The sequence below is a fragment of the Halobacillus shinanisalinarum genome, from assembly GCF_022919835.1.
In the GTDB taxonomy this organism is placed as follows: Bacteria; Bacillota; Bacilli; order Bacillales; family Halobacillaceae; genus Halobacillus_A; species Halobacillus_A shinanisalinarum.
The window spans coordinates 1,334,375-1,346,004 of record NZ_CP095074.1; the positions used below are offsets into that span (position 1 = coordinate 1,334,375).

Here is an 11,630-nt window from a genome sequence, read left to right on the forward strand (position 1 = left end):
CCTTAATATAAAAATGGTTTCTACTCTTTTTTCTTGTTATAATAGATTGAGTTAAGCAGGGGAGGAGGAAACATAGTGGAAAAGGAAATTTTACAAGCCATCAAAGAGCTTCACAAAGAAGTAAAGTCAAATCAAGGAACAGCAGAAAAATTTCAAGAAGAAATGACAGGATTTAAGAAAGATATGTTGAGCTTTAAAGAAGAAATGACAGGCTTTAAAAAGGATATGTTGAGCTTTAAAGAAGAAATGTCAAGTTTTAAGAAGGATATGTTGAGCTTTAAAGAGGAAATGACAAGCTATAAAGAAGATTCGATGGGCTTTCAGGAAGAAATGAGAAGTTTTCGAAAAGAAACAAATGAACGTTTTGAAAACATGGAAGAACATGTTGAATTTCTTTCACACAAAACGCGGGAGAATGAACAAGAAATATTCACTTTGAAAAAGAAGGTAAAATAATTAAAACATTCTCATCGTCGTGAATACGATCCCAATCACAAAAAAGCTAAAGCTCACGACTTTTCCTTCCTCGAACGATACACTAAGTTGCCCCCCATTTTTTATTCTCAACACATCTTTTAATTCATCACTCTTAAATTTGGGCTGGAACTATCTTGGATGATATCCTCTTATATTTAGTTCTTACAAATAGGAAAATGCTTATTCTTCATATTTCGAGCAAGTCACAGTAAAGAGGAGAATTTATTATAAAAATCAACTTCACAAAAAAAACAATATCACCATTTAATAGAGCTACTCCATTTAGGGGAATGGACGGTAAATTCTTCTAAAGTGGAAGATGATAGAAACGAAGATTACGAGGCCTTGTTCCAATATGTATTATCTTTTGCTAAAAAATTCGGTTATGATGATGTGATCATCTATGATAAACAGTTGGATGGATATTTCCCATCATTGGAATTTGAAGAACGATTACATGTTGTCATTGAAGAAAATGATAACGAAGTATTTTGGGATCAACTCGGTCAGCGCCTGGCAAAAAGAGATCTGGAAAAGGAAAGAGCTGTCATTCAGGACCAGGATGAATATTTTCGGAGATTATATGAGTTAGAAGGAAAATATGAAGAAGAATTCATTTCAAACGGCATAAAAAACATCGACATCCAATCCTATAACTCCTAAGATTAATCATCCTCTAAAAGAGGTGAATTCAAATGGACGAGAACACCCAAATGTATTTTGAAAATCTAAATTCGGAAGACAAGAACATTCAATACGATGCTTATACCAATATTATGGAAGCTACCAATGAACAAGTAGATTGGGCTTATGACGTATGGGATCAGCTCAAAGAAGACCTGACTCACCCCGATCATCATCGGCGTTCAAGGGCTGCCCAATTCCTAGCCAGCTTATCCAAAAGTGATCCTTCCAGGATAATACTGGAAGATTTTCCGGCTGTATGGGAAGTGACGAAAGACCCTAAGTTTGTTACTGCAAGACACAGCTTGCAAGCCATTTGGAAAGTAGGTTTGGCTGGTCCTAAACAAAAGAAGATGGTGGTCGATCATCTTGTAGACCGTTTTCGAAACTGTGAGGATGAAAAGAATTATACCCTGATTCGAAGTGACATTATTCAAGGTTTGCGACACTTATATGATGAAGTGGAAGATGATGAAATTGAACAAAAAGCAATGGAGTTAGTGGATACAGTAGAAGATAGCAAGTATCGGAAGAAATACTTGGGTAAGTGGAGGAAGAAGTGAATAGCAGGAGGATGAAGGTCTCTCTGCTTTCAATCCCTACCTTGGAATACAGAAACCAAATTAAAATCTCACTCTTCCCCATTTAGATTATTTCTCATTCTTTCAACCAACCTAAATAAAATTGCAAAATAAGTCTTTAAATTAGAATGAATTTTTGCGGGGAAACAAATCAATACATACAACCTTCGCTCCTTTTATGAATTCTGATTAAATATCAAACAAAGGGAATGACTAATCCCAGGGTGAGAGGGCTAAGTTAAAAAGCGCCTCCTGATACTCTTAATCAAGAGGCGCTTTCCTATTTTTGCTTTCAGTTCTTACTCGGTCTAATCGTTACCTTCACTCCTTCTAATGATGACCTAAACATTTTAATTCTAGCAATGGATACAAAGGCTCATAAGATAGTGGCGCTTTTTCTATTATTTCATATACCAGCTACATACTTTTTGCCTTCTGACCGTTCGTTAAACTCTTCCTTCGCTCTTTCGAGTATATTGTTCCTATTCAATAATAGATCATAAGCTGTTAATGACATGGTTTTAGCTGCTAAGTGCATGCCTTGATAGCCAATGGAGGTTCCAAAAGAAGCGGTGGCCTGCCAAGAATGAAGCTGTACACCGACAGGCGCACAAGTAGTGCTGATCATCCCTGTTGGCGTAATGTAACTCACATCTCCAACATCGGTTGAACCTTGAATAGACTTTCCGGCTAATTGTTTATCATAGGAGAAGTTCGTTGGTAGTAACTCATCTACTGGATTACCAAATGTGCCGGTCGTGTTTTTTGACTTTATCGTTTCTACAAGCCTCTCAGCAAACGATTGTTCTTCTTCGGTAAAGGAGGGCAAGCTACCTTCTTGCATAGTGCTGAACATCAACTCATTTAAACTGTCATTTGGCAACGTATCATAAGGGAATGCCGAAACTTCATGTTCGACCTCTGTTTCGGTCATCAGGGCCGCACCTTTGGCAATATTTTTTACTCTTGTAAGGATGTCCTCGACCTGATTTTTGGATGAGGCCCTTATATAGTACCAGACGCTCGCTGCTTCAGGAACAATATTAGGTGCCAGCCCTCCATTTGTTATGACATAGTGAATCCGTGTCCCATCTGGCACGTGTTCCCGAAGATAGTTCGTTCCGACATTCATGAGTTCCACACCGTCAAGAGCACTTCTACCCGCATGAGGTGCGGCTGCGGCGTGTGCCGTAATCCCTTTGAAGTGAAATTTAATGGAAACCATCGCCTGCATACTCATATTCATGACGGTATTGGAGTTCCCAGGGTGCCATGTTAAGGCACAATCCAAATCATCAAAAACGCCAGCTTTAGCCATGTGGGTTTTCCCGGCAAGGACTTCTTCCGCCGGGCAACCATAATAGCGGATCGTGCCACTTAAGTCTTCCTCTGTCATTTTTTCTTTTAAAGCAATAACTGCTTCGACTCCGGCAGTCCCAAGTAAATTATGGCCGCACCCGTGACCAGGACCATTCGGAACAACTTCTTCTTGTGTAAAACCCGCTTTTTGGGAAAGTCCCGGTAAAGCATCAAACTCACCTAACACTCCAATAATAGGTTTGCCGCTGCCAAATTCAGCCACAAATGCTGTGTTCACATCACCAACTGGATTCTCTATGCGAAAACCTGCCTCCTTTAATGTAGTCATTTGCAGGTTAGAAGCATATTTTTCTTCATAAGCAAGCTGGGGATTGTCCCAGATATTTTGTGCTATTTCCGTGAATTTGTCTTGATTTTGTTCGATCCATTGTAATAAATCACTTCTACTCAAGATGTTCCCCTCCTCTTTTTCTAATGGAATCTATACTGATTGCTTAGCATCGTTTCTTTTTTCTAATAGAAGACAAATGCCGATCGTCAACACAATACATAGTAACATTTTTAAATAAACAACAAGTGCAGTCATGTTTATGATAAGTCCGATCAATAATGCTATGACTCCGTAAATTGGTTTTTTAATTGCGAACTGGGCTAACACTCCACCGAAGATCGCTGGTAAAACAAGCGGGAAAATTTGTTGAATATTTTCCGGGATAGCTGAAATGAGAACGGATCCACCTAAGATGATAGGAATAAGAAACACCTTGTTAACTAGTGAGGCTGCTCCTATTCCTAAGGTGGCTGTAATTTCTCCTTTTTTTGTCCCTGGCTCGGCACCAATCGCATTTTGGGCCGCTGCAGCAGAAGGCAGACACATGTTTCCTATGTTCCCTGTAAGGAAACTAATATACGTTCCTGATACACCCAACACAGGGAAATACATGATAGGTTCCAGTACCCACACAACCGCAACGATTCCAGCATAGGCAACAAATCCTGCGAGAATAATCGTCCAACCAGGGTGATATCCGAGAACAAATGAAAGATATACAGGCAGCGACAGCGTTAAAATGATAGCAGCCCACAGCGTTAGTCGCCCCCAGAAGTGAGCCTTACCATGAAACTTGTCCATGGCGAAATTTTGAGTATTTGTGGAAAGTTCCTTATTCTCAACAGTTTCTTGGTTTACGCTCATGATACAATCCCTCCTCGTTTCCTAATAGTGAGTGTTCAAAAAGTTGCCAAATGAGAAGGTCGACTAAGGTCACCACGACACGCGAGCAACGTCGACACTAGCACGTCCTGTGCATCGCAAGAAGATCAAGGTGGCGTAGTTTTGAGCACCGAGGAATTTACTTCTTGAATAGGCTTGTAGACGCAGGTGCACACGTACTTCAAAAGCAAACCAACGAAGAGATTCGACTCTTATCATTTGGTGACTTTTTGAACAAACCTCTTATAATGCGAAGTAACCGACGAATAAACCAGCAATAATCGAAAATCCTAGTGACCACTCTCGTAACCAATTAAGTTGATGTTTGTTGGCAAGTGAAGTTGAAATGATCATCGTTATACTCGCTGTAATGACAACCAAGATGTAGGCGAAACCTTTGATCATTTCAGCACTTGCTAAATTACCGAAGGCTGCAACCATCGCCGCAGTTGTGACAACCATCATCGTTTTTTTACTTTTTTCACTTTTATTTGTTACTTTTTTCTCTACCTTACTCATCGACTTAGTGGCCAAAGCGGTAAATACTAACCAACCTACTCCTCCAAGACATAAGGTCCAGGCAACGGTGGTAAATGCTTGATAGTTAAAATCGGAACTGCCCAAGCCAGTCCCATAGGCATCCGCACCAAGACTCGCTCCCACGGATTCTATTGGAGCAGAACCAATAATTCCAATTCTCATTAAAGTGAGGGGATCCCCAAGGAGCGGAATAAGAGAAATAGCGACGATTATTATCGCAAACGAAGGACCTATTGCTGCAATGGCTCCCGTTTTAAGTGCGCTATGTACTTCCTCCGTACTCATGCCTATCTCTTTGCTTGTTTTAGCAGCCAACATGATAAACTTTATAGCCTGAAAAACAACAATAGCCAGAACGAGTGTTGCAATGATCCAAACTATACCACTATTAGCTAACCTCATTACCTCTTCCAAAAATCATCGCCTCTTTTCTAAAAAAGTTTAATTAATCTACACCACTCTTGCGGGTGATGGTCCAACTAGAAAATCATGTAAGCACTTACATTTAACCCTTAGATATTTTCAAACTATTCAGTTTACTATACAATTAGGATGATGAGAATACAATGTATATTTATCTATAATTTATAATGATTATATGTAGGTTTTTACATTGCGTGAGGAGAGGAATAGATGAGTACGCTTGAATATGGGTACCGCTTTTTAAAGAGCAAGTTAAAAAATAACAACTTTTGTATTTGGAGTTATGACTACTATAAAAATGATATTTATTTAATGTATGATTCTGGTCACCAAAAGGGTGCACCACCGAGTTTTCCCAAGTCCCCACCCGGTGATTCTAGGTATAAAATAAAAAGGCAGCACAATAAAGTAACTTTGTATTTTTATTACGAACAGGGAACTCAGGTAGCGATTTGTATTTTTCACGACTCATTTCCACTGACGAACGAGGACGTGGAGCACGCCTATCACCTCATGCGTGTATTCGATCTTGAACAAACGATCCAACTAAAAACAACAGAAATGAAGACAATGGTGGATAGCATTCGTTCGATCACCTCCACCCTCCATCTTGATCAAGTGTTGGAAAACATTATTAGGAATGCGTTAAAGGTAATCCCGGCAGCAGATGCAGGCTATTTAATGCTTTATGATCCTGATGAGAAAAAACTAAAGTCGAAAGCCCCTGTAGGATTTAATGACTTAATTTATCAATTTAATGTAAAAGTAGGTGAAGCCATCACAGGGAAGGTTTTTGAAGACGGAAAAGGGAGGATCTTCAATTCCCGAAAAGAGCTTTTTGATGAGATGCATACAAACAATATATCAGCTGAAAACCTTCAGTATATTATTCATTCATCCAAATTTACTGAGGGAGCCATCTGTGTTCCTATCTCAATTGATGAAGAAAGAATCGGTGTAATGATTATTCACCAGTGGAAAATCAAGCGAAAACTGACTGAACATGATTTAAATTTGTTACAAGGTTTTGCCGTACAGGCAGCCATTGCCATCCAAAATGCCCGATTTCACACAGAAACCAGCCAGAGACTCGAGGAAATTACGGCATTAAGTAGTGAGTTAACAAAAAAAAATTCACAACTGGAACAACGGCAGGAAGTCCATGAAACATTAATGAGCATTTCTTTGAGAAATAAAGGAATGAATCTGCTGGTTGATGAGCTGGAAAAAATGATTGATAGGAAAGTATGGTTATTTAACGGCCTTGACAATACGTTTTATTCTACTGATCCAAGTTCAATACCATATTTCAGCATATTTGAGGTTAAAACAATTTTTTCGAAGAAACGCCAGGCTGTTCACGTGAAAGTCGTTGTACAAACGGAGAATATGTTTTATTTATTCCCCATTTATAATGGGTCTGTGTTTCTTGGCTGCCTAATCATCCAACTAAACCATTCACTTTCTAAATCTGACCGAATTACACTTGAACAAGGCAGCTCGGTTATAGCGTTGGAGTTAGTAAAAAAACAGACAGTTACAACTATTTACAACCGAAAAACCTATGAGAAATTTCAAGAGTTACTCCAGTGTGAAGATCTTTCCCACTTGCGGAAATTAGGAAAAGAGTCTGGTCTCAATCCGTCTTCCTATTGGATGATTTGCATCCTAGAAATACCAAAGTATTCCGTTGATACTCAGTATTTAGATGTAGCCATATATCAACTCATTTCTGGCGTAAATACAGAATTTCCCTCTACAGAAAAACTGGCCTATGGTTTTTATAACAAAGTAATTTTACTGATCTCGCTTCCAGGACCAGCCGAATTAAAGCGTATTCATGAAAGGCTGTATGTGGTGAGAGAAGAATGGAAGAACACCGATAGTCAGATCCTTCGCGGCGGGCTAAGTAATGTTTATGATGGGCTTGAGAATATCCAGAAATGCTATGAGGAGGCCAATAAAACCTTGGATTATCTAAATCATCGCAACAGGACAGAAATTATTCGGTATGAAGACATTGGATTAAATCGATTATTTTTAAACCAGCCTACAGAAGAAATTGAACAATTTATTAATGAAACGCTCTCGCCCCTCTCCCCTACTAACGAGAAGCATAAGGAGCTGGAAGAAACGTTGCTTATCTACATGGAGCTGAACCGTTCTGCCAATAAAACAGCTGATCATCTTCATATTCACATTAATACACTTTATCAACGATTAAAAAAAATTGAAGACTTACTGAATATTGATTTACGTGATAGTGAAGATATGTTGGAAATACAGCTTGCTTGCCATCTCAAAAGATCTCATATGGCTGTACTCAGAAACTAAATAAAAATCGAGTTCTACGAGTTAACTTTAGCCAGGGATAATCCCTTGGTTGAGGAGTTGCTCTATTTGCTCTTCGTAAACATATTTTGCTGTCATGAAATCGTCTTAAAATCGTTTAAGGCGATTTTGTTTGTTAAACCTCTGTTGTTATATTTAATGATTTAAGGTCTTCATTTACTCCAATTTATCCCTCAATTACATCATGCATCGCCTCCAATAATTTCCTTTTTTAGTAGCGCAAGAAAGATCCTTACTGTAAAATTGTTAGTATATGGGAGGGGAAATGTAAGATTACGAGAGAATTTGTATAACCAAACGCTAATTTAATAAATACATCTGAAAATTCTAAACACAAAAACTCACTCATAATGCGTGAATAGCTCTAAGTAAATGAAAATGGATTGATTCGTTCTATAAAGACCTATTTTAAACTCATTAATTTAATATAAGGGGATCTCATTATGAATGAAGGGAAGATTATAAAATTTTACCGTGAGCAGTCGGGAATGACACAGGAACAGCTTGGAAAAGGAGTTTGTTCTGTTACGCATATCAGCAAAATTGAACTCGGGCAAACCCATTACTCTCCGGAAATCATAACACTGGTGTCCAAACGTCTCAACATCAATATTAAAGAAGAAATCAATGCTTTTAAAAAGACAAAACAAGGGCTTGACCAATGGCTTAATGCCATGATTATGGAAAGGAAGCAGGAAGTAGAAACCATAAAGAGCGAGTTTGAGAACAATAACATCATTGAAATATCTGAGTATCATTCTTTCTACAAATTACTCTTAGCCAGATACTATCTTTTAAACGAAAAGCACGATGTGGCCTGTGACATCATAAGAATTTTTAAAAAGGGCGATAAAGAACTTCCTCCATATGAAAGCAACCTATATAAACACGTTCTGGGGATCCTTCTTTTAAAAAATCAGGAATATCAGCAAGCCATTGAAACCTTGAAATCGATTAATAATGACACATACAAAAACCCAGAGTATTTTTATCATTTGGCGATTGCTTACGAGGCTAATGACGCTAAGCATATGGCCTACTCCTGTGCTAAAGAAGCGCTTCGATACTTTAAAGAAACAAGTAACTTCTTAAGAATCATCGATGTAGAAATGCTTATTTTAATTCTGAAAAGTCATGACAAACACCACGATTTCAATGATAGGTGCAGAAAATACGAAGCTTTAATCCAAAGTTGTGAGCTGTGCCATACCTCGGCAAGAAAGGCAGTAATGCTACATAATATGGCTTTCGAATATTTTGTTATAAAGTATTATGAAACAGCGGGAAAACTATACAAACAATCTATGGATCTGAAGGATAAAAAATCGGGCAAATATTTATTGTCCTTAGAGGGGTACATTCAAAGCTGCTTAAAGGGGAGCAAACACCTTCTGGTAAGCTATTAAGCCTTGCTCAAGAAGGGATAGACACGGCTAATGAAATGGAGACGCCATTGTATAGTTATATTCTTAAACTTACCATTTTTTTAATAAAAAAAGAGTACGCAGGGTATTATACCTACTTAAATGACCATGCCTTACCCTTCTTTAAACGATACGGCCATGTTTATTTAATCAAACGATCCGAAAAAGAACTCTTCAACCACTACTCCAAGATCGGTCAATTTAAGAAAGCAGTAGCCCTCGCACAACCCGTCATGAATTATGAAAACTAAAACGACACCGCCATTTGTGTGGCAGTGTCGTTCATAAATAGTTATTGTACGCCTACAGCTTTATACGCCTTCTTCACGGCTTCTACCTCTGCTGAAGATTCACCATAGATCGCTGTCGCAGCTTCGATTGCTGCCTGACGCATCATGCTGAAATCAGATGAAGCTGTTAAGTATTGCGTGTTAGCGAGATAATAGATCTGTTCTGTGGCTTCTCGTCCGACTCCTTCAACAGTAACTCCATAGTGTGTACCACCTTCAGAAATAAGATAGGCTGCTTTGTTGTTAATGCTTGAGTTAATATGAACGCCGCCATTGTCTTCTTCACCGGTGTATTTTTTGCTGTAGTGGTCAGGATAAGGGCCTGTCAGAGCGTTTGTTGCGGAAGCTGGATCTTTCAATGTACGTAAGGCATCCCCTTCAATCTCCGGGGTATAAACATCTTCTCCAATCTTCCAATCTTCACGGTCAACCATGACACCGAGGATATCAGAGATGGATTCATTTAATGCTCCTGATTCGTTTTCGTAAACCAGATCTGAAGTAGTATCTGTGACAGCATGTGTAAGTTCATGGGCGATGACGTCTTTTGCCCCAGATAACGAGATGAACGTCTCCCCGTCTCCGTCACCATACATCATTTGCTTTCCGTTCCATGCCGCATTATTCCAGTTTTCACCCACATGGACGGAAGAAATTAATTTCGCTCCTTGATCATCGTAAGAGTCGCGTCCGAATGTTTCTTTGTAGTAATCGTAGACGTCTGCTGCATTTACTTGTGCTGAAACCGCAGCAGAGTCAGAGAAATATTTATGGTCGCTCGTCAGCTCTTCTCCCGTATAATCAGTAAGCTGGGATAGAAGATTGAAAATAAGTGGATCAATATGCTGCGCGTGGAATGTATGAACCCCTTCACCTCTCGTTCCATCAAATAGGAAATAGTTTCCTTCATCGCCCTTGGTCACTTCAAACATCTGTTTATTACCGAGCACACCCTTCCCGAAACCGGTTACGTGATCTATTTCATTAACCATTTGAATAACATTTCCATTCGTAGCGTCAATAAAATAGTGCCAATAGCCTGGTTCAGGCTCTGAAGTCGAGGCTTTCACAAGGTAAGTAAGATGAAACTCCCCTTCATGTTCAAAGATATATAGCTTGCTGCTAATATCGCCGTCGTAATTCTCGACATGACCGATTTTCTTATCGATCGCCTGCTTAGTGATTTCTACGGCTTCATCATCTGAAATCGAAGGCTCAGTTGGAATCTTTTTCTCATCAAGGTTAGGGACAACTTGCCCAAAGAAAGATGTCACATGGTTATTTTCATCCAAGGTAATGGTTTGGTCCGACCCATATATAGGTATGTCCTTGTATTGTTCAACAAGTCTGAGATGGTGGGTTCCATTTTTCTTACTCGCTTTTTGCTTTACGACTTTGAAATGTTGTTTCATATCCCCTTTCAACTTAAACAATTTACCGTTAGCTTTCATGAAGGCCAACGCGACTTCCTCTTCACTCAACGGTTCTGTTTTTGTTAAACTCTTTGGTTGCGGTGCTTGCCAGTTTCCAATGATATAGGATGGCGTATTGTATTTCTCGTTGAACTCAACCTTTTTCTCGTCAGCATAGGCGGTTGTGCCTAGTGAGGCAAACCCTCCTAATGCAAGGGATAGTGCCAATGTGGAAGATACTATTTTTTTGTTCACGACAAACCACTCCTTCAGTTTATTTAGGATGAAACATCTTTAGGGATTTAGCTTAATCGACTTATTTATCTCCGCCTTCTCCTTGTGTTGCGTTAAACTCCCAGTCCAGTTCAAGCTGATCGCCCTGGAACATGTTTTGGTCTTCGCCATTATCAACAAACTCAAATTCCACCCATAATTCATTCATCGTACCGGAAGTAAGTCCGCCTTTCTGTTCCCATAGTGGGTCCCATACTTCTCTTTGAACGACATCAGGATCCATATTCTTTAGCTCATGTAGAGTGGTTTGAAAGACAGGTTCACTTTCCTGCTCCCAGTTAAATATGAAATTCACTCTGATATGCTTTCCAAAGTCTGCGGATGCATTGTCACCTTGCGCATCTACTACTGTGTAGTCCGTTAACAGATTCACAGTGTCAATTTTCACGGTTCCGTCATTGGTTAGCTTAAATTCCCGGACCATTTTGTCCCCCGGTTTCAGATTGCTAACATCGATAATCTTCTGAGGATCTACAGATAAATCTAACGTCCCTGCTGCAAACGTATTGCTTGTGGCTTCTGTGTCGCTGAAATATGCGAACGTCCCTCCTCCGATTAACGATATACCAAGTGATGCCGTGACAACACTCATCCCCAATTTTTTCTTCATACCCATATGA

11 protein-coding genes are annotated in these 11,630 nt (G+C 39.3%); 6 read left to right on the forward strand and 5 right to left on the reverse strand.

Features of this window, described 5'->3' with window-relative positions; all coding sequences use genetic code 11:
- Positions 1-75: 75 nt before the first annotated feature.
- The 3 genes from MUO14_RS06775 to MUO14_RS06785 all read left to right on the forward strand — a co-directional run bounded on the left by MUO14_RS06775 (position 76) and on the right by MUO14_RS06785 (position 1,724).
- The gene (locus MUO14_RS06775) at positions 76-456 is read left to right on the forward strand and encodes a hypothetical protein (protein ID WP_244754489.1); all 381 of its coding nucleotides are present in this window, start codon (positions 76-78) and stop codon (positions 454-456) included.
- 333 nt (positions 457-789) lie between these two features.
- Positions 790-1,140: a hypothetical protein gene (locus tag MUO14_RS06780; RefSeq protein ID WP_244754490.1), complete on the forward strand. Its 351-nt coding sequence runs from the start codon at positions 790-792 to the stop codon at positions 1,138-1,140.
- 32 nt (positions 1,141-1,172) lie between these two features.
- Complete coding sequence (locus MUO14_RS06785; RefSeq protein WP_244754491.1) at positions 1,173-1,724, forward strand: hypothetical protein; 552 nt, start codon at positions 1,173-1,175, stop codon at positions 1,722-1,724.
- Positions 1,725-2,148: 424 nt separating this feature from the next.
- On the opposite strand, the gene MUO14_RS06790 is transcribed toward MUO14_RS06785, so the two are convergent.
- The 3 genes from MUO14_RS06790 to MUO14_RS06800 all read right to left on the reverse strand — a co-directional run bounded on the left by MUO14_RS06790 (position 2,149) and on the right by MUO14_RS06800 (position 5,229).
- Positions 2,149-3,513, reverse strand: coding sequence for an amidohydrolase (locus MUO14_RS06790; RefSeq protein WP_244754492.1), 1,365 nt, complete (start codon positions 3,511-3,513; stop codon positions 2,149-2,151).
- A gap of 30 nt (positions 3,514-3,543) precedes the next feature.
- Positions 3,544-4,257, reverse strand: coding sequence for a small-conductance mechanosensitive channel (locus tag MUO14_RS06795; RefSeq protein WP_244754493.1), 714 nt, complete (start codon positions 4,255-4,257; stop codon positions 3,544-3,546).
- A 261-nt stretch (positions 4,258-4,518) separates the two neighbouring features.
- A complete protein-coding gene (locus tag MUO14_RS06800; protein WP_244754494.1) occupies positions 4,519-5,229 on the reverse strand; it encodes a DUF5058 family protein in 711 nt (236 codons plus the stop codon).
- A gap of 219 nt (positions 5,230-5,448) precedes the next feature.
- Here MUO14_RS06800 and MUO14_RS06805 point away from each other — a divergent pair, with 219 nt between their 5' ends.
- The 3 genes from MUO14_RS06805 to MUO14_RS06815 all read left to right on the forward strand — a co-directional run bounded on the left by MUO14_RS06805 (position 5,449) and on the right by MUO14_RS06815 (position 9,265).
- Positions 5,449-7,572 carry a helix-turn-helix domain-containing protein gene (locus MUO14_RS06805; protein WP_244754495.1) on the forward strand — a complete coding sequence of 708 codons (2,124 nt, stop codon included), beginning with the start codon at positions 5,449-5,451 and terminating at the stop codon, positions 7,570-7,572.
- Positions 7,573-8,033: 461 nt separating this feature from the next.
- Positions 8,034-8,996 carry a helix-turn-helix domain-containing protein gene (locus MUO14_RS06810; protein ID WP_244754496.1) on the forward strand — a complete coding sequence of 321 codons (963 nt, stop codon included), beginning with the start codon at positions 8,034-8,036 and terminating at the stop codon, positions 8,994-8,996.
- Positions 8,997-9,043: 47 nt separating this feature from the next.
- Positions 9,044-9,265: a hypothetical protein gene (locus tag MUO14_RS06815; RefSeq protein WP_244754497.1), complete on the forward strand. Its 222-nt coding sequence runs from the start codon at positions 9,044-9,046 to the stop codon at positions 9,263-9,265.
- Positions 9,266-9,306: 41 nt separating this feature from the next.
- Here MUO14_RS06815 and MUO14_RS06820 read toward each other — a convergent pair whose 3' ends face one another.
- Entirely contained in the window at positions 9,307-10,971 is a 1,665-nt protein-coding gene (locus MUO14_RS06820) for a M4 family metallopeptidase (protein ID WP_244754498.1), read from the reverse strand.
- Between the two features lie 61 nt (positions 10,972-11,032).
- A complete protein-coding gene (locus MUO14_RS06825) occupies positions 11,033-11,626 on the reverse strand; it encodes a CalY family protein (protein WP_244754499.1) in 594 nt (197 codons plus the stop codon).
- Between the last annotated feature and the right edge of the window lie 4 nt (positions 11,627-11,630).